Here is a 21046-nt window from a genome sequence, read left to right as displayed (position 1 = left end):
CAAGGCCGTTCTCCGGCCACTCTGCCTCCAGCCCCCGCCATATCCTGTTGGGGCTGCGGCGTTCCCCGTTGTGAAAGGCCTTACCTTCTGTGATTACTGTCCAGGATCTTGAACTCCGCGCCGGTGCCCGGCTCCTGATGGATCAGGTGAGCTTCCGCATCGATAAGGGCGACAAGATCGGCCTGGTGGGACGCAACGGAGCGGGCAAGACCACCCTCACCCGCGTCCTTGCAGGCGAGGGGCTTCCCGCAGCCGGCAAGGTGACCCGCAGCGGCGAGATCGGCTACCTGCCGCAGGACCCGCGCACCCCGGACATGGAGCAGCTGGCGCGGGACCGGATCCTCTCTGCCCGTGGTTTGGACGTCGTCGTCGGTAAGCTCCGCAAGGCCCATGACGAGATGGCAAGCGAAGACGCTGCCGTGCAGCAGAAGGCCATGAACCGGTACGACCGGCTGGAATCCGAGTTCCTGGCAGCGGGCGGCTACGCCGCGGAGGCCGAAGCCGCATCCATCTGCTCGAACCTGGCACTGCCTGACCGGCTCCTGAACCAGCCGCTCAAAACACTTTCCGGTGGCCAGCGCCGCCGCGTGGAACTGGCCCGGATCCTGTACTCGGATGCCGAGACCATGCTCCTGGACGAGCCCACCAACCACCTCGACGCCGATTCCATTGCCTGGCTTCGCGACTTCCTGAAGAACCACCAGGGCGGTCTCATTGTCATCAGCCACGACACCGAACTCCTCGAAGCCACGGTCAACAAGGTGTTCCTGCTGGACGCCAACCGGGCCCAGATCGATTTCTACAACATGGACTGGAAGCGGTACCTCACCCAGCGCGAAACGGATGAGCGCGCCCGCAAGCGGGAACGTGCCAATGCCGAGAAGAAGGCCCAGGTCCTCTTCGACCAGGCCAACAAGATGCGGGCAAAGGCCACCAAAGCCGTGGCCGCGCAGAACATGGCCAAGCGTGCTGAGCGGCTCCTCAGTGGCCTCGAAGCCGTCCGCGAGAACGACCGTGTGGCCGCCCTCCGGTTCCCGGATCCGTCGCCGTGCGGCAAGACCCCGCTCACCGCAGACGGGCTCAGCAAGTCTTATGGCTCCCTGGAGATCTTCACGGACGTGGACCTCGCCATCGACCGCGGCTCCAAAGTGGTCATCCTCGGCCTCAACGGTGCCGGCAAAACCACGCTGCTGCGCATGCTTGCCGGCGTAGACCAGCCGGACACCGGCGAAATCGTGCCGGGGCACGGGCTTAAAGTTGGCTACTACGCTCAGGAACACGAAACCCTCGACGTCAACCGCACCGTTCTCGAGAACATGCGGTCATCCGCACCTGACATGAAGGACGCTGAGGTCCGCGGCATCCTGGGTTCATTCCTGTTCTCCGGTGACGACGTCGACAAGCCCGCGGGCGTCCTGTCCGGCGGTGAGAAGACCCGCCTGGCACTGGCCACCATCGTGGCGTCCAGCGCCAACGTCCTGCTTCTCGACGAACCCACCAACAACCTGGACCCCGCCAGCCGCGCGGAAATCCTCGGCGCGCTCCGGAACTACACCGGCGCCGTCGTCCTTGTCAGCCATGATGAAGGCGCCGTTGAGGCGCTGAACCCCGAACGCGTTGTGCTGCTGCCCGACGGCGTCGAGGACCACTGGAACGAGGACTACCTGGACCTGATCACGCTGGCCTAGGCAGTGCGAAGCGGCCCGACGCCGGACGGGGACCTGCCGGCATTGTTCGCGGCCATTGGAAGACCTGAGTGGATGGACCGCTAATGCTCCCCATGTATGGGAAGCGGGGTTAACACGGACCCCAAACGGCTCCCGCTGGACGCCGCATTAGCCCACGGTATCGAGCGAGTGCGCCTGAAGGCCGATGTCTTGAATATCCGTTCACGAGCGGCCATAAAGCGGATTGGTGCCTAGCCGGAGGCGGTGGGTGTGCTCAGGCACGTTCAACGACGAGCGGACGGTAGTTGGCGTGATACGGCCCTATACCCGATCCCGCGTGAGGAAGGCCCGAGGTGCGCCGTCGGCTTGAACAGCGACTGGCGGTGCCGCCAAGGGGCTGGCTTCACTGTGCTCAAGCGTAGGTCATGAGTAATTTTGGTTCCGGTGGCGTCACCGGGCGGCGGCCGTCTCCGCGCATGTCTGATCCGGCGCCGAACGTTCCGTCTGGGTGATTCGCCCACGCCCGTCCTGTGTGGGGATGACTCGCGGGCCACTTCGCGTGAGAACACCGGATGCTATGACCGGAAAAGGACGCGAAGCATGGTCTTCCGAGCGTCCTGTGTCGGTCTCTAAGGAACAGGGTTTCGCCGCCTTTGCAAGAGCCTGGCTGGCCGGAGATGTCGAGTACGTCACCGCTCTCGGTACACATTGGTGTGTAGCGTATAGGGCACCTTCACCGGGCAATTTTGCGGGCAGGGTATACGGGACACCCTGAACGTCAGGTTCACGAAACCGCAGTGTCATTTTCCGAAGTCGTCTGCACGGAATGTCCACAGTCGTCTGCACAGCCGCCCACGTGCCCGGAAGGGGATCCACTACCGCACACCAGTCGCAGGACTTCAACCCAGAACACGGCGCTTGCGGCGGTGTAATCCCGAGGCCATACGTAAAACTTGGACGGTGGGGTTGGTCCTCACGCTGAACTTTCTGAATGGATTCTGACGTGGACGAAGGCGAAATGAAGATGCTGGCTTTCTTCATCGGGGTGGCAGCGCTGGCATTGGTGCTATTCGTTTCCGGCGAGATCACGCGGCGCCGCCGGCGGGCCTCCAGGGGTTCGGCATCCACCCGTACCGGCGGAGGTCACGGTGACTACGGAGTGGTCGTAGGAGGTGCGGCTGCGTCTTCTGACGAACGTGGCGGCACTGATGCGGATGGTGGCGGTCCTGATGGCAGTGGTGGTGGCGGTGCTGACGGCGGTGGAGGCGGTGGTGGTGACTAAGAATTGGTTCAGCCTGAACATGGACACAATGAAGCCCTTCCCGGGTGGCCCGGGAAGGGCTTCATTGTGTGGATCTGGGTAAGGCTGCGCAGCACCTCGGCTGTTCGGAGGGGGATAAGGAGATTCCTAACCGGGCGCTCCAGTCATGGCCGCGTCCGGTAGCCCTGCAGGTAGCGTTCGCAAACCTCGAACCAATCGTTGGGTCCGGGCTTCCCGGGATAGGGCAGCGTTGTCATCATCAACCGCGATGAGGGAATGACGCCCACCTGCCTGCCGACTCAATGGCCTTGGCGAGGTCGCGGGGACGGCTCCACATAGGCCAATGCCCCGTCGGGAGGTCAATGACGTCGAGGTGCTCGATGTTCGCGACCTCGGCGAACATGGGATGGCCTGCACGTGCCAGCTCCAGCACTTTCGCGCTGGGGATCGAGCAGCACACCAGGGTGGTCCGGACTTTGCGGCGGGCACTGTTGGTGAGTTCGACCCGCTGGCGAAGCACGGGCCCGGGCTCAGGGACGGCCCGGCCCCTGAAACGCTCAAGGACCTCTGCGCTCAGGCCTTCGAGGCTCGCTTGCTGTGCGAGTACGTCGAAAGAGGGAAGCGGCAGCTCCTCCACGTCCTCCGGTAGGCCCGGGCCGAAGGCGCTTCCCGTTGCCACGGGGCCGGAGTCGACCCACACCACTCGATGGACCAGCTCGGGATGTTGGTCAAGGACAAGGCTGACCGGGGCGTTTGCCCCGCTGTGAGCCACCAGGGTTGCCGGCTGATCCTCGGTGACCCCTAGTTGGGTGATGACGTCCAAGACCGCTGCGGATTGATCGTCGAGGGTCCTCGCCGCACGTTGCGGGTCGTCCCCGTCGAGACCAGGCAGCGTCATCGCGATTGCCCGGGCGTTGCCGGGTGCCAGGTGTCCCAGCACTTCATCCCAGGCCCAGGCGCCCAGCCAGTGGCCGGCGATGACGAGGATGAGCGGGGGATTTGCAGTAGTTGTCATGTCCATACCCTTGCAGGCTCTCCGGACAACGGTATGTCACTATTTATGTCATGAATTTGCCAAGGGCTGAACTTTGAAGCGGGTGGAACGGCTCCATGCCCTTTCCGAGATGTTGCGCCGTAGCGGCAAACGGGGCGTGTCCGGCGGACGCTTGGCGCGAGAGTTTGAGGTGTCTGTGCGCACCATCAAGAGAGACCTCGATGCGTTGGAAAACAGTGGTGCACCTGTATGGTCTCGGCCGGGTCCGGGCGGCGGCTACGGTTTGGCTTCAGGAGCGTCTCTTCCGCCTGTGACCCTTTCCCCAGCGCAGGCGATGGCGCTCATGGCGGCCGTGTCCGCTGCGCCGGAGGCCCCCTACGCCGATCTGGCAGCAGCAGGTATCCAGAAGATCCTGGACGTGCTCGATCCTAAGACCCGGGCACGAGCCGACGAGCTGGGCAGCCGGGTCTGGGTCAACGCACTTCCGTCCTCTTCCCGGGCCATCAAGTCTGCGCTGGAGGATGGGATGGCCGGGCAGCGAGTGATCCGCATGCGCTACACATCGAAAAACGGGACCACGACCACCCGCGACGTTGAGCCCGTGCTGTTCGCCTCCACTAACGGCCAGTGGTACCTGGTGGGGTGGTGCCGGCTGCGCAACGCTATGCGATGGTTCACCGTCGCGCGCATCGAACGGGCCAGCGTAACCAAGACGGCTTGTAGCGGCCACACCATCCACGAGGTGGGGGAACCCCCAGCAAACGCCAGGCCGGTGCACACCCGGGGCGGGTGAGTCGTGCATTACCCCACCACGCCGGTTTGCCCCGGTGCGTCAGCGCACCGCGGTTTCCTCGGCGCCGGTGATCCGGTGCAGGTCCTGGTAGGTGATGCAGAACATCGACTCGTGATCGCCCGCTCCGGCCCAGAGGAGGTTATGGGACCGCAGGCTCACATCAAGCAGGGTTCTGATGCAGCGAGGATGGCCAACCGGTGCCACTCCGCCCACCTTTTGGCCCGTGTGCTCGAGCACAAAGTCCGGCGAAGCGCGGCGGATGCGGCCTTCATCCAGTCGGTCCGCCACCAGAGCCGTGTCCACCCGGGCCGCGCCGCTGGCGAGGATGAGCAGGGGCGCCCCGTTGAGGTCGAAGATGAGGCTGTTGGTGATGGCTGCAACGTCACAGTCCAGCGCCTCAGCCGCGGCAACGGCAGTGGGAACGCCGGCAGGGAAGCGGCGCACCGTGTCGCCGATGCCCGACTCAACCAGTACCGTGCGCACCCGGCTGACCGGCCCGTCGTCGTGCGTTGTCATGCTTCAGTACCCCTGCGCGTCCAGCAGCGCGTCTTCCTCTTCTTCGGCCGTCGCCTTCTTCCGCTTGCGTGCAGGAGGCGTACGACGGCGGGACGGCACCGCAGCGTGCATGGTCCCCGCTTCTTCGGCCTCGTCTTCCTCGGCGTCGATGGCGGCGTTGCGGGCCTGCTGCCGCGCCGCGTAGCCGAAGCCCACGAACATGAGCACTCCGAACGCGAACCACTGCAGCGAATAGGACAGGTGGGTGCCCTCTTCGGTGGACGGTTTCGGGAATGCCACTGGCATCTCAGCGGCCGTGGGCGTCTCCGAGGCGAGCTGGCCGTAGGCTCCGGTCAGCACCGGGTAGCCGAGCTGGGCAGCGTACGTCGGGAGGTCGATGGAGGCGAGCTGGCCCTGCGGGGCGCCGCGCTGCAGCTCCGGTTCCGCGTGCTTGAGGCGGACGACGGCGGTCACCTCGCCGGAGGGCGGGGCCGGGACCGAGTCCGGGCTGCCGGGGTTGTTGTTGCCGATGGGCAGCCAACCGCGGTCGATGATGACCGTTTCGCCGGTGGCCAGCTTGAACGGAACCACCACTTCGTAGCCCGGCTGGCCGTTCAGGGGGCGGTTGCGCACGATGCGCTGGCCGTCGGTGTCGTAGGTGCCCTGCAACTCCACCTGCGTCCATTCCTTGGCGGGATCAAGCTTCGTGAACTGGTCCCGGGCTGCCGCGAAAGGAATGGGTGTGGCGGAATAGTTGCTGACGACGCGGTTGATCTCGGCGAGGGTTTCGGCGCGCCTGTCCATCTGCCAACGGCCCAGGAACACGCAGGCCGTGGCAAAGACCGCGGCCAGCAGGAGATAACCCAGCCATTTGCTGGAAAAGAGGAAACGGTACATTCAGTTGTCCTGCTCCGAAAAGCTGTCCGTGCTGCCGGGCTGAAGGGGAAGGGTTTCCTTCCACAGGCCGCGGGTCTGCAGGTAGTCCTCCAGCCAGCCGCGGTGGTCCTCGCATGCCAGCCACGTCTTCCGGCGCTCCGGGGTATGGATTTTGGGGTTGTTCCACAGCAGTTGCCAGGACGCTCCGGCACGGCATGCCTTCCGGGAGCAGAGTGCGGAGTCTGATGCTGCCGGGCTGGTTCCGGCGGCGAAATCGAAAATACTCACGGCCCCTGCCGCCCCTCTCCGGTGTCCGGTTCGTCGTCATCATTAATAAGCTCGCCCTGCAGCACCTCGGAACCCTGCTCCTCGTGGCCCGTTGGCAGCGGGGGCGCTTCCAACTCCGCCAGCGGCGCTGAATCCAGGAGCGCGTCACTGTGCTCTTCGGCCATGTCGCTGCCGTTGGCAATGACTACCGCGATCCATGGCAGGAACACTGCACCGGCCACAGCGATGATCTTGAGCCAGCCGTCCAGGACAAAAATCATGACCAGGCACACCATGCGGATGCCCATCGCCAGCGCGTACTTGACCATGCGCCTGCGAATGTCCTCGGAATGGGATTCCGCGGCATCCGTAATGCTGTGGACTTCCGCGTCCTCGGAGAACCGGCCGGGTTCTCCGGGCACCGAACGTCCCGCGTGGTTTTCAAGGGTCACAGTGGTTTCTCACGCTCCAAAGGCTTGCGTCAATTCTCTCACCATCGGCAGTGGCACCCAAACCCGGGCGGGCCCGGGCGCTAAGATCGGAGGCAGCCAAATTCCACCTTCTTACAGCGGCGCATCCTGCCGCAGAATTCCGGAGTTCCTCCATGACTGAAGCAGTTACCGCCCCCCGCAGCGTCCTGATCACCGGCGGCAACCGCGGCATCGGCCTGGCCATCGCCAAAGCATTCCTGGCCAACGGGGACAAGGTGGCTGTTACTTACCGCAGTGAATCGGAACTGCCTGAAGGAATCCTGGGAGTGAAGGCCGACGTCACCGACGAAGCATCCGTGGACGCGGCGTTCAAGGAAGTGGAGGCAGCGCATGGCCCCGTGGAAGTACTGGTGGCCAACGCCGGCATCACCAAGGACACCCTCCTGCTGCGGATGAGCGAAACCGACTTTACGTCCGTCATCGATACGAACCTCACTGGCGCATTCCGCGTCATCAAGCGTGCGTCGAAGGGCATGATCCGGCTGCGCAAGGGCCGCGTGGTCCTGATCTCCTCTGTCTCGGGCCTGTACGGCGCCCCGGGCCAGATCAACTACTCCGCCTCCAAGGCCGGCCTGGTGGGCATCGCCCGGTCGCTGACCCGCGAACTTGGCTCCCGCGGCATCACCGCGAACGTCGTGGCCCCGGGCTTCATCAACACGGACATGACGGCCGAACTCCCGGAAGCCACGCAGAAGGACTACCTGTCCAGCATCCCCGCCGGCCGGTTCGCCGACGCCGACGAGGTGGCCAACGTGGTGCGCTGGATTTCCAGCGACGAAGCGGCCTACATCTCCGGCGCCGTTATCCCGGTGGACGGCGGCCTGGGCATGGGCCACTGACCGTCGAACCCCACGCGGCTGCCACCAGCGGTCCGGCCCTTCTTTTGTGGAACCCGGACAAGGGAATCACTGGCACCCGCTGGCATGATGGAGTTCAGAGCCGCTTCACTTTAGACGTTTCAAACAAAGGAGCCCAGATGGGACTGCTGGACAACAAGACCGCCATCGTCACCGGATCATCACGCGGAATCGGCGCTGACGTAGCGAAGATCCTCGCCGGGGAGGGCGCCGCCGTCGTGGTCAACTACCGCCAGAAGGCGCCGCGCGCCAACAAGGTGGTCCAGGGCATCGAGGCCGACGGCGGCCGCGCCGTCGCCGTTGGGGCCGACCTGACCACCCAGGAAGGCGTGCAGGCGCTGGCCTCCGCTGCCATGGAGAACTTCGGTTCCCTGGACATCCTGGTCCTGAACGCCTCGGGCGGCATGGAAACCGGCATGGGGGAGGACTACGCCCTCAGGCTCAACCGCGACGCCCAGCTCAACATGCTCAACGCCGCAGTACCGCTGATGCCGGAAGGCTCCCGCGTTGTCTTCGTGACCAGCCACCAGGCACACTTCATTAACACCGTTCCCACCATGCCCGCCTACGAGGCCGTGGCCCGCAGCAAGCGTGCCGGTGAGGACGCACTGCGGGAACTCATCCCCAACCTCGCCGAGAAGGGCATCAGCCTGGTGGTGGTCTCCGGCGACATGATCGAAGGCACCGTCACCGCCACGCTGCTGGACCGCTCGACGCCTGGCGCCATCGAGGCCCGCCGCGCCGAAGCCGGCAAGCTGTACTCCGTGGAAGAGTTTGCCCAGGTGGTGGCCGGAATGGCCACCGCTGATGTCGAGTCCGGCCACACCGAATACGCCGGCGGCGCAGACTACTTCGGTAAGAGCGGCCAATAGCCCACTGAGTGAAAAAGAGGTGCCCGCAGCAAACGCGCCGGGCACCTCTTTTTGTCAGCATCCGTGGGCGGTTCAGACCCCGGCGATGTGGCGCACCGCGTCAAGGTAGGGCATGTTGACGGCCGAATCGGCGACCGCGCGCACGGCCGGCTTGGCGTTGAAGGCCACCCCGATCCCCGCTGCGCCCAGCATGTCGAGGTCGTTGGCGCCGTCGCCCACGGCGATGGTGTGTTCCATGGCGATCCCCTCGGCGGCCGCCCACTCGCGCAGGTACTTCTCCTTGGCCGCCCGGTCCACCACCGCGCCCAGGACCTTGCCGGTCAGGGCACCGTCAACGATTTCCAGTTCGTTGGCCTGCCAGTAGTCCAGGCCAAGGTCCGCTGCGATCGGCTCGAGTATCTGGTTGAACCCGCCGGAGACTACGGCTACCGGATGCCCGGCCGCCTTGAACGCAGCCACGAGTTGGGCGGCGCCTTCGCTGAGCTTCACTTCGTGGCGGACGGAATTGACGACGTCGGCCGGCAGCCCGGCGAGGACTGCCACCCGGGCGTGCAGGCTCTGGGCGAAGTCCAGCTCCCCGCGCATGGCCGCCGCGGTGACCGCGGCCACCTCGTCCCGCTTGCCCGCATACGCGGCCAGGAGTTCGATGACCTCCTGCTGGATCAGGGTGGAGTCCACGTCCATGATCAGCAGCTTCCGGCCGGCCGAGCGCAGGCCCGCGGGCACCAAAGCGGTGTCCACGCCGGGGATGGCGGCATCCGCCACGGCACTGCGGAGCGCAGCCAGGCCGGCCTCGGTGGCATCCGGCAGCTCCAGTTCCGTGATGCGCACCTGGTAGCGGTCGTCGCCGGCGCTGGATTCGGCTCCTGCAGCTGCACCGTGCTCCGCGAGGATGGAACGCAGCTGCTCCAGTCCGGTGTCGGTCAGATTTTGGCCATAGCTGACCGCAGTCACGTTGGAAGTCATGCCTGCAATCTTAGCCAGCGGAAGAATGGTCCCGCGTATTCATTGCGGAGCGCGGCCGGCCCGGCACCGTGGCTGGACAAGCGCCGGGGGAGCGGTCACACCGGTTATCAGTCGTCCACTTTTTTGTCCTAGTGTCTATTCCTATGAGTGATGTTCTGGAACTGGACTCCGTTAGCGTTGTCCGAGGCAAAAAGACCCTGCTGGACAAGGTCGACTGGCAGGTCAACGAAGGCGAACGCTGGGTCATCCTCGGCCCCAACGGCGCCGGAAAAACCACGCTCCTCCAGATCGCGGCGGCACGCCTGCACCCCAGCAGCGGCAAGGCCGGAATCCTCGACGAAGTACTCGGCCGCACCGACGTCTTCGAACTGCGTCCCCGCATCGGTCTGTCATCGGCCGCCCTGGCCACCCAGATCCCGGAGCACGAGAACGTCCTCAACGTGGTGGTCACCGCCGCGTACGGCGTCACCGGGCGCTGGCGTGAAGGCTACGAGCGCGACGACGAGCGCCGCGCCTTCCGTCTCCTGAACGACTGGGGGATGGGTCCGCTGCTGAACCGGACGTTCGCCACCCTGTCCGAAGGCGAACGCAAGCGTGTCCAGATTGCCCGCGCCCTCATGACCGATCCGGAGCTGCTGCTGCTGGACGAGCCGGCCGCAGGCCTTGACCTGGGCGGCCGCGAAGAACTGGTCCACAAGCTCGGCGAACTGGCCCGGGACGAGGCCGCGCCCGCGATGGTCCTGGTGACCCACCACCTTGAAGAGGTACCACCGGGCTTCACCCATGCCATGCTGCTGCGCGACGGCGGCGTGGTGGCGGCCGGCCCCATCACCGAGGTCCTCACCGACAAGCACCTCAGCGAAACGTTCGGGCTGGCCCTGGACGTGACGGAAAACGGCGGCCGCTACGCCGCCACCGCCCGCCGCTAAGGGCGGGGTTGAACACCTCCTGTGGAGATCCTTAGCAGCATCCTGGTCTTTTTCGCGGGCCTTTGGGCCGGCACCATCAACGCGGTGGTCGGCTCCGGCACGCTGGTGACCTTCCCGGTCCTCATCGCACTGGGCATCACCCCCGTTGTCGCGTCCATGAGCAACGCCATGGGCCTGGTGGCGGGCACTGCCGCCGGCGCCTGGGGTTATCGCCGCGAACTGGCGGGACGGGGCCGGCAGCTCCTGAAGCTGCTCCCGGCCTCGCTGCTCGGCGGGATCACCGGCGCCTGGCTGCTCCTCCACCTGCCGGAGAAGGTCTTCCATTACGTAGCGCCGGTGCTGCTGGTCCTGGCGCTGCTCATGGTGATGTTCCAGCCCAAGCTGCAGTCCTGGGTGCGCAACCGTGAAGAGAACCCCGAACATGCCGTCCGCGACCGCAGCCACGGCGTGCTGCTGGTGGTGCTCGTTTACCTGGCAGGCGTCTACGGCGGCTACTTCGTGGCCGCCCAGGGCATCCTGCTGGTAGGCATCCTGGGCGTCTTCCTCAGCGGCACCATGCAAAACGCCAACGCCATGAAGAACATCCTGGTCCTGGGCGTCAACATGGTGGCTGCAATCTCCTACCTGCTGTTCGCATTCGACCGGATCAACTGGCTGGTGGTCCTCCTGATCGCCGTCAGCTCCACCATCGGCGGACTCGCCGGTGCCCGGGTGGGCCGCAAGCTTTCCCCGAAAGTCCTCCGCGGCGTGATCTTCACCCTGGGCATTGTGGCGCTCGTCGTCATGGTCGCCAACCTCCTGAAATAATCCTCCGGTGACTTTCCACTACCTTGAATCCGCCAGCGACCCGCGGGTCAGCGATTACACCACGCTGACCGATGTCCATCTCCGCAAGCTCCGCGAACCGCGCGAGGGGATGTACATCGCCGAGTCCTCGCGGGTCCTGCGCCGCGCCCTCGCTGCAGGGCACCAGCCGCGTTCGTTCTTCCTGGCGGAGAAATGGCTCGCGGACCTCGACGACGTCTTCCAGGCGTATCCTGACGTCCCGGTCTTCATCGGAAAAGCCGCCCTCCTCGAGGAAATCACCGGCTTCCACCTCCACCGCGGAGCCATGGCTGCCATGGAGCGGCCCCAGCCCGTGCCCCTTCCGGAGCTCCTGGCCGGCGCCCGCAGGGTTGCCGTGCTTGAAGACATCGTGGACCACACCAATGTGGGCGCAATCTTCCGCTCGGCGGCCGCCCTGGACATCGACGCCGTGCTGGTTTCGCCCCGCTGCGGCGACCCGCTGTACCGGCGCAGCGTCCGCGTCAGCATGGGGACGGTGTTCCAGGTTCCCTGGGCACGCCTGGACAGCTGGCCGGACGACCTGCAGGTCCTCAAGGACCACGGCTTCACCGTGGCCGCACTGGAACTGACCCCCGATGCACTGGACGTAGACGACGTCGCGGCCGGCAACCCGGACCGGCTGGCCCTGGTCCTGGGAACCGAAGGAGCGGGCATGAGCCCGGAGACGCTGGCCGCCGTCGACCTTGCCGTGAAGATTCCCATGCGCAATGGTGTGGACTCGCTCAACGTGGCCGCGGCGTCTGCAGTGGCGTTCTGGGAACTGCGTCCCCGAAGCTGAGCCGGGACCTGCAGGAGAAGGCGGGCAGGTGCCGTGGCGTGGTTCGCGGGTGTCCCCGTGATCCGCTATTATTGACTGCTGGCCCTCTTGTGTCTTTCGACGCGGAACCGGGCCATCCCATTCATACCTGGCAGCTGGCAAAATCCAGCTGCGCGAACAAAGGCCCCATTATGAAGTCTGATACCCACCCGAAGTACGCAGCCGTCGTTTTCAATGACCTGGCCTCCGGTACCAAGTTCCTGACCAAGTCCACCGTGTCTTCCTCGAAGACCATCGAGTGGGAAGACGGCAACACCTACCCGGTCATCGACGTCGAAATCTCCTCCGAGTCCCACCCGTTCTACACGGGCAAGCAGCGCATCATGGACTCCGCAGGCCGCGTCGAGCGCTTCAACGCACGCTTCAAGGGCTTCGGCGGCAAGAAGTAATTCTTCCTCCCATGGCTTTTCGGAAAGCCCGCACCGGCAACGGTGCGGGCTTTCTTTGCGTTGGCGGGGCGGGCACACCGTACGGCAGGATGTAAACCATGAGCCATATGACCTCCCCGGACCAGGACGCAGCAACAAACCCCCGCCGGCACGGCGAGTACAAGGTTCCGGGCGGCAAGCTGGTGGTGGCGGACCTGTCCGTGGCCGGCGGCGTCCTGGCCGACGTCTCGATCAGTGGCGACTTCTTCCTCGAGCCGGACGAGGCCCTCATCGCCATCAACCGGGCCCTCACCGGGCTTCCGGAGACCACCCCGGCCGCAGACCTCGCAGCGGCAGTCACCGCTGCGCTGCCCGCCGACGCCACCCTGTTCGGATTCTCCGCCGACGCCGTGGCCGTGACCGTACGCCGGGCGCTGGCCAAGGCCACCTCCTGGGCGGACCACCACTGGAACGTCATTGCGCCCAGCGTCCTGCCCACCGAAATCAACGTGGCCCTCGACGAGGTACTCACCGAGGAAGTTGGCGCGGGCCGCCGCAACCCCACCCTGAGGTTCTGGGACTGGCAGGAACCGTCCGTGGTCATCGGCAGTTTCCAGTCGGTCCGGAACGAGGTGGATCCCGACGGCGTGGCCCGGCATGGCATCAAGGTGGTCCGCCGGATCAGCGGCGGGGGAGCGATGTTCATGGAGGCCGGCAACTGCATCACCTATTCCCTGTACCTTCCCCAGACACTGGTGGACGGGCTCAGCTTCGCCGATTCCTACCCGTTCCTCGATTCCTGGGTGATGGCGGCGCTGGAGAAAATCGGCGTGACAGCCTTCTACGTCCCGCTTAATGACATCGCCACGGACCAGGGCAAGATCGGCGGCGCCGCCCAGAAGCGGCTGGCGAACGGCGGCATGCTCCACCACGTCACCATGAGCTACGACATCGACGCCGACAAAATGGTGGACGTCCTGCGCATCGGCAAGGAGAAGCTTTCGGACAAGGGCACCCGCAGCGCCAAGAAGCGGGTGGATCCGCTGCGCCGCCAGACCGGGCTGGCCCGCATGGACATCATCGGGGCCATGATGGACGTGTTTACGGGCCGGTACGGGGCAACGCACTCGGAGCTGACCGATGCCGAGCTCGCTGCGGCGCGGGAACGCGCGGCCACCAAGTTCGGCACCGGGGAATGGCTGCACCGCGTCCCCTGATCCGCCCCGAACACCAGCCTGCAGCGCCACTGCGCACCGTCAGCCCCGGAGCAGCGGCCCTTGGCTGTTACGGCGCGGAGTGGGCCGGATCGGATGAGCCAACGACGGCGGCCTGCGCGGTGAGTGCCCGCAGCAGGTGGTTGCGCTGTTCCACGATGATCCGGCGCAGCGCACGGGGCGCATCGGCGTTCGCCTCAAGCCAGGCGTCGGTCCGGCGCAGCGCCGGGTGGGCGCCGGGCTCCGCGCCGTCGGCCAGGTCCTGGGTTGAGGGGAACAGGCCCCGCACGATCCGGCTGGCGATCTCGATGCTGCGGCTGTCCCAGACCTCCCGCAGGCAGCCGAAGTACGGCTCAACGTAGGGTTCCAGCAGGGCAGCCGGGGCGGTGCCGAACCCGGTGATGGTCGCGGTCAGGAGCTGGTTGGACAGGGCTGTGCCCTGCACGGCTTCGGCCCAGGCCGCAGCCTTCACATCCGCCTCCGGCCGGGCAGCACCGGCCGTGGCGTGGCCGGCCCGTCCCGAGGCGGTGGTGTCCGCCGCCAGTTCAGCATCGAGCTCTGCCGCGGATGCCTGGCCGTGGGCAGCGAGGGCGTGCCAGAAGTGCCAGCGGAGTTCGGCGTCGACGGCCAGTCCGGGCACCTGTTCGGAACCGTCCAGCAACCCGCTCAGCAGCGGCAGCAGCGAAGCGTCATGCCTGCTGAGCGTTCCCAGCGTGCGCGCCCAGGCGAGCTGCTGGTCCGAGCCCGGCTCCGCCCGCCGCAACTCCGCGCCGGCGGTGCCCAGGAAGGGAGCACGGACCGCAGCGCGGCGGGACGCGGGTGTGTAGCGTTCGACGGCGGTGCAGGCGTTATCGAGGATGTTCAGGAGCACGCCGATCCCGGTTTCCGACGGACCGAACGCGGCCACCGCGGCCACGTACCGTTCGGCCGGGGTTTCGCCGTCACGGGCCGAGTTCCACAGCGCAGTCCAGCACAGGGCGCGGGCCATGGGGTCGCTGATCCTGTCCAGGGAGGCGAGGACCGTGGCTTCGGAGGCGGGGTCGAGGCGGACCTTGGCGTAGGTCAGGTCGTCGTCGTTGAGCAGCAGGAGGGCTGGCCGTTTCCGGCCTGTAAGTTGGGGGAGCTCCGTACGGGCACCGGCCACATCCGTTTCGATGCTGTCGGTCCGTACCAAAGCGCCGGCTCCGTCGAAGTCGTACAGGCCCACCCGGAGCCGGTGCGGCCGCAGCTCGTCCCGTCCCGTGACGGGGTCCGTGGCCTCCTGGACGATGGCGGCGGAACCAAGCCCGCCGTCGTCGTTCGCGGCCTCTGTGGCGGCCTCCAGGGCCAGCGTGGAAATCCCCGATGTCTGCAGCCACTGGCGTGCCCATTCCGAGAGGTCGCGTCCGGAAGCGGAGCTGAGGGCTTCCAGCAGGTCTGCCAGGGTGGTGTTGCCGTAGGCGTGCTTGCGGAAGTACTCCCGGGAACCGGCGATGAAGGCGTCAAAGCCCACATAGGCCACCAGCTGCTTGAGCACTGAGGCGCCCTTGGCGTAGGTGATGCCGTCAAAGTTCTGCTTGGCCGCTTCCAGGTCCGGGATGTCCGCCACGATGGGGTGCGTGGTGGGCAGCTGGTCCTGGACGTAGGCCCAGGCCTTGCGCTTGTTGGCGAAGTTGACCCAGGCGGTGTCCCAGTCCGTGGCCCGGTCCACGGCGAGGGTGCCCATGTAGTCGGCGAAGGATTCCTTGAGCCAGAGATCGTCCCACCACTGCATGGTGACGAGGTCGCCAAACCACATGTGCGCCATCTCGTGCATCAGCGTGTTGGCCCGCGCCTGGTACTGGGCGTCCGTGGCCCGGGAGGTGAAGACGTAGCTCTCGGTGAACGTCACCAGCCCCGGGTTTTCCATGGCGCCCAGGTTGTATTCGGGCACGAAGGCCTGATCGTACTTGCCCCAGGGGTAGGGGTAGTCGAAGAGCCGGTTGAAGAAGTCCAGGCCGGCTTTGGTGAGCCGGAACAATTCGGCGGTGTCGAAGGATCCGGCCATGGAGGCGCGGCAGTAGAGCGCCAGCGGAACGTCCAGGTGCGTGCCGTCCTCCAGCGTTCCCTGCCAGCGGTCTTCAGCTTTGAAGTAGGGGCCGGCCAGCACGGTAGTGATGTACGTGGACATCGGCAGGGTGGTGGCGAAATCCCAGCGTGCGGTGGCGGGATCGCTGGTGAGCAGGGTCCTGGCGGTTTCGACGCCGTTGGATGCCACGTGCCAGGAAGCCGGGGCCATCAGGTGGAAGGTGTAGGTGGCTTTGAGGTCCGGCTGTTCGAAGTTGGCGAAGACCCTGCGCGCGTCTGCGGGTTCGTATTGCGTGTAGAGGTAGGTCTGTCCGTCGGCGGGGTCGACGAACCGGTGCATGCCCTCACCGGAGCGGCTGTACAGGGCTGTTCCGGTGACCGTGACCTGGTTTTCCAACTGCAGGTTGTCCAGCCTGATGCGTGCACCGTCCACCACGTCCTCCACCGGCAGGCCCTTGCCGTTGAGGAACACGCTGTGCACGCCGCTGCCAATGAAGTCCAGGAACGTGGACGTGCCCGCTTCCGCGGCGGTAAAGGTGATGACGCTGCGGGTGGTGTAGCCGGCAGTATCCGGGTTCTCGGCCTGGCGGACGTCGAGGGAGACGTCGTAGCTGGCGGTGCTGATCAGGGCCGAGCGGCCGGCAGCTTCATCGCGGTGCAGATTCTCATGTGACACCCAGCTATCTAATCACGCTGCAACGGCCGCCATCGCCTGCCTCACGGGCAGGTCAGCCGGCGATGAGCAGGGCGGCCGCGAGGCCCAGGACCGCAATCAGCAGCCACGATGCAAGCGCGGCCAGCAGGGCACGCCCGCCGGTCAGGAGCAGCGTTCGGATCCGCACCGCGGACCCCAGTCCGAAGAGGGCCGCCCCCAGGAGCACGTCCTGCAGCAGGGCCCCTGCCTCCAGCCACCCGTCGGCCAGCCACCCGGTGGAGCGCACCGCCACCATCGCCACGAATCCCAGCACGAACAGCGGCACCACAGGCGGCAGGCCGGCGTCGTCACCGGAAGGACGGAGGGAAATCCGGTGGTGTGCCCCCGCCAGCGCCGTCACGGGCGCCAGGAGCAGCACCCTGGTGAGTTTGACGACGACGGCGATCGCCAGGGCCGCGGGGCCTGCGGTTTGCGCCGTGGCCACCACCTGTCCCACATCGTGCACGGACGCGCCTGTCCATGCGCCGAAGACCTCGGCGCTGAGCTGGAGCGGGTGGACCAGCAGCGGCAGGACGCCGATGGCCAGTGTTCCGCACAGGGTCACCAGCGCAACCGGCAGTACGGTGTCCACATGCCGGATGCGCCGCACCGCTGCCATCGCGCCGATGGCTGAGGCCCCGCAGATGGAGAACCCGGTGGCCACCAGCAGCGACGTCACCGGCGGCAACCTGAACAGCCGGGAGATCAGGTACGTGCCGCCGAAACTGGCCGCGACCACGGCGGTGATCAGCACCAGTGCCAGCCACCCCAGGTCCAGGACGTCGCCGATGCCCACTTTCAGGCCCAGCAGCACGATTCCGCCGCGCATCAGGTGCTTGCCGGCGAAGTCCAGGCCGGGGCGGGCACGTCCGGCCGTCCATCCTCCGGTCACCGGCAGGTTGGCGGCAAGGACCCCCATCACCACGGCCAGGGTCATCGCCGGAAGGGACGGCACCAGTGCGTGGATGAGGAAGGCGAGCACCAGCGCCACTGCCGCAGCGGCCAGGCCGGGCAGCAGCCGTGTGGCTCCCCGCGGGCGTCCCGGGCGGGGAGTGGGGGAGCTTCTGCTGACTGGCACTCACCCACTTTGCCGGACGGAGCCCGGAATGTCCGAACCGGCTGCGCGCACCAACACGCCACAATGGAAGGCCGTTTATGAATTCGAAACAAAAAGGTGGTTGGCTATTGGGCATGTCAGACCTCTTCCAGGATTACTCCGAGGCCGCGGGCCGGACCGGAGCCTACGACGAAATGTTCGCCCCCGGGCAACAGGCCCGCCCCTCCTATGAGCAGGTGGCGGATGCGCTCCGCAAGCTCTCGCTGGCCGATGTCAGCGCCCGTGCCGATTCCATGGCACGGACCTTCCTGGACCGCGGCGTCACCTTCGACTTTGCGGGGGAGGAACGGCCCTTCCCCCTGGACATCGTGCCCAGGGTCATTCCCGCTGCCGAATGGGACGTCATGGAGCGCGGTGTCGCGCAGCGCGTCCGCGCCCTCGAGGCCTTCCTCAACGACGTGTACGACAAGATGACGGTGGTGTCCGACGGCGTGATCCCCCGCCAGCTGGTGACCACCAGCGCCCACTTCCACCGCCAGGTGCACGGGTTTGAACCCGCCGGCGGCGTCCGCGTCCACATTTCCGGCATCGACGTGGTCCGCGACGCCGCCGGAACCTTCCGAGTCCTCGAGGACAACGTCCGTGTTCCCTCCGGCGTCAGCTACGTCCTTGAGAACCGCCGTGCCATGGCCAAGGGCCTGCCGGAGGCCTTCGGCCAGCAGCTCATCCGCCCGGTCGAGGAGTACCCGCGCCGGCTTCTCTCGGCCCTGCGCAAGACCGCACCTTCGGGCGTGGACGATCCCACCGTCGTCGTGCTGACGCCCGGCGTATTCAACAGCGCCTACTTTGAGCACACACTGTTGGCCGGGCTGATGGGCGTGGAACTGGTTGAGGGACGCGACCTCATCTGCCGCGGCAACCGCGTATACATGCGCACCACCGCAGGTGAACAGCGCGTGGACGTCATCTACAAGCGCATCGACGACGACTTCCTGGACCCACTCCAGTTCAGGGCCGATTCCATGCTCGGCTGCCCCGGACTGGTCAACGCGGCCCGCGCCGGCGGGGTCACCATCGCCAACGCCGTGGGCAACGGCGTCGCGGACGACAAACTGGTTTACAGTTACGTTCCTGACCTGATCCGCTACTACTTGAGCGAGGAGCCCATCATCGCGAACGTGGACACGTTCCGCCTCGAGGAGAAGGAAGCCCGGGAATACACCCTGGACAACCTCGCCGAACTCGTGGTCAAGCCGGTGGACGGCTCCGGCGGCAAGGGCCTCGTCATCGGCCCGGACGCCTCCAACGACGAACTGGACGCCCTGCGGCAGCGGATCATCGCCGATCCCCGCGGCTGGATCGCCCAGCCGGTCCTGCAGCTCTCCACGGTGCCCACGCTGAGCGGCGACAAGTTCGGTCCGCGCCACGTGGACCTGCGCCCGTTTGCCGTGAACGACGGCGACAACGTCTGGGTGCTGCCCGGCGGACTCACCCGCGTGGCGCTGAAGGAGGGCTCGCTGATCGTGAACTCCAGCCAGGGCGGCGGTTCCAAGGACACATGGGTCCTGGCCGATTCGCCGCAGATGCCCGTCGAGTCCGTGCCGAGGCAATCCATCTCGGTCCGCGAGCGGGTCTCGGTGTGGCCCGTGGAAAGCAACTGGCGCGACCGCCAGTCGGAGCAGCAGCAGTGACCCGCCCCGCCCGGCACCGTTTCTTGTCCGTTTCGGCCCCGCAGGAGGTAGCCGCGAATGCTTAGCCGTATTGCCGAATCCCTATTCTGGATCGGCCGCTATGTGGAGCGGGCCGACGGCACCGCCCGTATCCTCGACGTGCACCTGGAGCGGCTCAACCACCTCCCCATGGACGAACGCAAAAGCGTGGCCCAGGAGCTGTTGGCTGTGATGGGAGCACGGCCCCAAAGCGACGACTTCGGCCTGCCCGAGCTGCTGCACGCCCTGGCCTACGACAAGACCAGCGCCACGTCCATTGCCGGGTCCCTGGGCGCTGCCCGCGAGAACGCCCGGCGTGCCCGCGAAACGGTCTCTTCCGGGCTGTGGGAGAGCCTCAACACCACCTATTACGGGCTCAGCCAGCACCGCAAGGACGTGGTGGGCACCTACCGGTTCTGCAACTGGACCCTGGAGCGCACCGCCATGGTCAGCGGCCTGGCGGACACTACCGTCAGCCACGACGAAAGCTGGCTGTTCCTCGTCCTGGGCCGGTCACTTGAGCGGGCCGACATGACAGCCCGCATGCTGTCCACCAGGGATGTCCTGTCCGCAGGCATGTCCTGGGTGAACATGCTCCGGTGCGCCGGCGCCTACGAATCCTTCCTGCGGACCCGCCGGGCAGCCTTCGGTGACCAGCACGCGGCTGAGTTCCTGCTGCTGGACCGGCTGTTCCCGCGCTCCATCGTGTACGCACTGCGTGACGCCGACGAATGCCTCGCCAAGCTGGACCCCTCAGCCCAGCGCGTGGGCTTCATCAACGACGCCCGCCGCATTGTGGGCCAGGCCCGCACCTTCCTCGAGTTCCACCGTACGGACGACCTCATGTCCGAACTGCCCGAACACATGGAACGCGTGCAGAAGGCTGTGTCCCAGGCCTCGGACGCCATTTCCCGTAAGTACTTCAATCAGGCGGACGAACTGGCCTGGGTGGGAGAAGTTTCATGACCCGGCTGAGCATCGTCCACCGGACGGCGTACAAGTACAACAAGCGCGTCACCCTCTCCTACAACGAGGCACGGATGACGCCGCTGACGGACTCCCAGCAGGTGGTCCTCGAATCAGTGGTTAAGGTGTCCCCGTCGCAGGCGGCCGTGAGCACCTACCGCGACTACTGGGGCACCAGGGTGACGGCCTTCGACATGCAGATGCCGCACGACCACCTGGAGGTCATCTCCAACATCACCGTCGAGGTCCACCGTGCCGGGAAAATCCCGTCCGAGTCCGACATCGCCGGCTGGGATGTGCTGGCGTCGCCGGAAACCCTCAACACCCACAGCGACTGGCTGCCGCAGTCCCGGCTCAGCGGACCGGGTGACGAAGTCCTGGGTATCATCCCCGGCGTTGTTGCCGGCAAGAACCCGCACGAGGCCGCCATGGCCATCTTCGCCTGGATGCGCGGCGAGATGACCTACATGTCAGGGTCCACCGCCGTCACCACGAACGCGGAAGAGGCGTGGACGCAGCGGCAGGGCGTCTGCCAGGACCTCGCGCACCTGGCCATCGGTGCACTGCGCAGCTGCGGCATCCCCGCACGCTACGTCTCGGGTTACCTGCACCCGCGCTCCAGCGCCGGCGTGGGAGAGACAGTTGCCGGCCAGTCACACGCCTGGCTGGAGTGGTGGGACGGGGACTGGCGCAGCTGGGACCCTACCAACCACAAACCTGCCGGCGATTTCCACGTTACCGTGGCACGCGGAAGGGACTACCGGGACGTCACGCCACTCAAGGGCATCCTGTCCGGCGGCGGCGGATCGGCACTGAACGTCAGCGTGGAGATTACCCAGCTCGCCTGACCGGTGGCGTGCG

The 21046-nt window shown here is 66.3% G+C and carries 21 protein-coding genes; 12 read left to right on the top strand and 9 right to left on the bottom strand.

What is annotated here, in order from left to right; genetic code table 11:
• The first annotated feature begins 89 nt into the window (after positions 1–89).
• A complete protein-coding gene (locus OVA06_RS08810; protein WP_056079041.1) occupies positions 90–1688 on the top strand; it encodes an ABC-F family ATP-binding cassette domain-containing protein in 1599 nt (532 codons plus the stop codon).
• A gap of 1045 nt (positions 1689–2733) precedes the next feature.
• Here OVA06_RS08810 and OVA06_RS08805 read toward each other — a convergent pair.
• Together OVA06_RS08805 and OVA06_RS08800 are read right to left on the bottom strand one after the other, a co-directional pair.
• Positions 2734–2970: a hypothetical protein gene (locus tag OVA06_RS08805; RefSeq protein WP_268157677.1), complete on the bottom strand. Its 237-nt coding sequence runs from the start codon at positions 2968–2970 to the stop codon at positions 2734–2736.
• 217 nt (positions 2971–3187) lie between these two features.
• Positions 3188–3943 (bottom strand): alpha/beta fold hydrolase, encoded by a 756-nt coding sequence (locus tag OVA06_RS08800; RefSeq protein ID WP_268157675.1) that lies wholly within the window; start codon positions 3941–3943, stop codon positions 3188–3190.
• 73 nt (positions 3944–4016) lie between these two features.
• Here OVA06_RS08800 and OVA06_RS08795 point away from each other — a divergent pair, with 73 nt between their 5' ends.
• On the top strand, positions 4017–4715 hold the full coding sequence (locus tag OVA06_RS08795) for a helix-turn-helix transcriptional regulator (RefSeq protein ID WP_268157673.1): 699 nt from the start codon (positions 4017–4019) through the stop codon (positions 4713–4715).
• Between the two features lie 39 nt (positions 4716–4754).
• On the opposite strand, the gene OVA06_RS08790 is transcribed toward OVA06_RS08795, so the two are convergent.
• The 4 genes from OVA06_RS08790 to OVA06_RS08775 are packed head-to-tail and all read right to left on the bottom strand — an operon-like array spanning position 4755 to position 6805.
• Positions 4755–5231, bottom strand: a complete 477-nt coding sequence (locus tag OVA06_RS08790) for a YbaK/EbsC family protein (protein WP_268157671.1) — start codon at positions 5229–5231, stop codon at positions 4755–4757.
• A 3-nt stretch (positions 5232–5234) separates the two neighbouring features.
• A complete protein-coding gene (locus tag OVA06_RS08785) occupies positions 5235–6107 on the bottom strand; it encodes an SURF1 family cytochrome oxidase biogenesis protein (protein ID WP_268157669.1) in 873 nt (290 codons plus the stop codon).
• Positions 6108–6374: a hypothetical protein gene (locus OVA06_RS08780; RefSeq protein WP_261620362.1), complete on the bottom strand. Its 267-nt coding sequence runs from the start codon at positions 6372–6374 to the stop codon at positions 6108–6110.
• Positions 6371–6805, bottom strand: a complete 435-nt coding sequence (locus tag OVA06_RS08775) for a DUF3099 domain-containing protein (RefSeq protein WP_056079073.1) — start codon at positions 6803–6805, stop codon at positions 6371–6373. Before OVA06_RS08775 ends, OVA06_RS08780 begins: the two co-directional genes overlap by 4 nt.
• A gap of 152 nt (positions 6806–6957) precedes the next feature.
• Between OVA06_RS08775 and OVA06_RS08770 the strand changes: the two genes are divergently transcribed.
• Positions 6958–7683: a beta-ketoacyl-ACP reductase gene (locus tag OVA06_RS08770; RefSeq protein WP_056079076.1), complete on the top strand. Its 726-nt coding sequence runs from the start codon at positions 6958–6960 to the stop codon at positions 7681–7683.
• 137 nt (positions 7684–7820) lie between these two features.
• On the top strand, positions 7821–8573 hold the full coding sequence (locus OVA06_RS08765) for an SDR family oxidoreductase (RefSeq protein WP_268157666.1): 753 nt from the start codon (positions 7821–7823) through the stop codon (positions 8571–8573).
• A gap of 72 nt (positions 8574–8645) precedes the next feature.
• Here the strand turns inward: OVA06_RS08765 and serB are convergent, their stop codons facing one another.
• Entirely contained in the window at positions 8646–9539 is an 894-nt protein-coding gene (serB, locus tag OVA06_RS08760; protein WP_268157664.1) for a phosphoserine phosphatase SerB, read from the bottom strand.
• 143 nt (positions 9540–9682) lie between these two features.
• Here serB and OVA06_RS08755 point away from each other — a divergent pair, with 143 nt between their 5' ends.
• The 5 genes from OVA06_RS08755 (at position 9683) to OVA06_RS08735 (ending at position 13716) form a co-directional block, all read left to right on the top strand.
• Positions 9683–10468: an ABC transporter ATP-binding protein gene (locus tag OVA06_RS08755; RefSeq protein ID WP_056079086.1), complete on the top strand. Its 786-nt coding sequence runs from the start codon at positions 9683–9685 to the stop codon at positions 10466–10468.
• Between the two features lie 21 nt (positions 10469–10489).
• Positions 10490–11275, top strand: a complete 786-nt coding sequence (locus OVA06_RS08750; RefSeq protein WP_056079089.1) for a sulfite exporter TauE/SafE family protein — start codon at positions 10490–10492, stop codon at positions 11273–11275.
• Between the two features lie 7 nt (positions 11276–11282).
• On the top strand, positions 11283–12092 hold the full coding sequence (locus tag OVA06_RS08745; protein WP_261620359.1) for a TrmH family RNA methyltransferase: 810 nt from the start codon (positions 11283–11285) through the stop codon (positions 12090–12092).
• A 170-nt stretch (positions 12093–12262) separates the two neighbouring features.
• Positions 12263–12520 carry a type B 50S ribosomal protein L31 gene (locus OVA06_RS08740; protein WP_056079094.1) on the top strand — a complete coding sequence of 86 codons (258 nt, stop codon included), beginning with the start codon at positions 12263–12265 and terminating at the stop codon, positions 12518–12520.
• A gap of 98 nt (positions 12521–12618) precedes the next feature.
• Positions 12619–13716: a lipoate--protein ligase family protein gene (locus tag OVA06_RS08735; RefSeq protein WP_268157660.1), complete on the top strand. Its 1098-nt coding sequence runs from the start codon at positions 12619–12621 to the stop codon at positions 13714–13716.
• Between the two features lie 67 nt (positions 13717–13783).
• Here the strand turns inward: OVA06_RS08735 and pepN are convergent, their stop codons facing one another.
• On the bottom strand, positions 13784–16435 hold the full coding sequence (pepN, locus tag OVA06_RS08730; RefSeq protein ID WP_268157658.1) for an aminopeptidase N: 2652 nt from the start codon (positions 16433–16435) through the stop codon (positions 13784–13786).
• A 52-nt stretch (positions 16436–16487) separates the two neighbouring features.
• Positions 16488–17531, bottom strand: coding sequence for a YeiH family protein (locus tag OVA06_RS08725; RefSeq protein ID WP_268157656.1), 1044 nt, complete (start codon positions 17529–17531; stop codon positions 16488–16490).
• Positions 17532–17644: 113 nt separating this feature from the next.
• On the opposite strand from OVA06_RS08725, the gene OVA06_RS08720 reads away from it, so the two are divergent.
• The 3 genes from OVA06_RS08720 to OVA06_RS08710 are packed head-to-tail and all read left to right on the top strand — an operon-like array spanning position 17645 to position 21033.
• Positions 17645–19201 (top strand): circularly permuted type 2 ATP-grasp protein, encoded by a 1557-nt coding sequence (locus OVA06_RS08720; RefSeq protein ID WP_015937077.1) that lies wholly within the window; start codon positions 17645–17647, stop codon positions 19199–19201.
• Positions 19202–19258: 57 nt separating this feature from the next.
• Positions 19259–20185, top strand: a complete 927-nt coding sequence (locus OVA06_RS08715; RefSeq protein ID WP_056079109.1) for an alpha-E domain-containing protein — start codon at positions 19259–19261, stop codon at positions 20183–20185.
• A complete protein-coding gene (locus OVA06_RS08710; protein WP_056079112.1) occupies positions 20182–21033 on the top strand; it encodes a transglutaminase family protein in 852 nt (283 codons plus the stop codon). Before OVA06_RS08715 ends, OVA06_RS08710 begins: the two co-directional genes overlap by 4 nt.
• Positions 21034–21046 lie beyond the last annotated feature (13 nt).

Origin of the sequence: Pseudarthrobacter sp. SL88, from assembly GCF_026672455.1 — a bacterium.
Taxonomy (GTDB): Bacteria; Actinomycetota; Actinomycetes; order Actinomycetales; family Micrococcaceae; genus Arthrobacter.
Note: the sequence above shows the minus strand (reverse complement) of the source record. Positions and strands in the feature narration are given on the sequence as shown.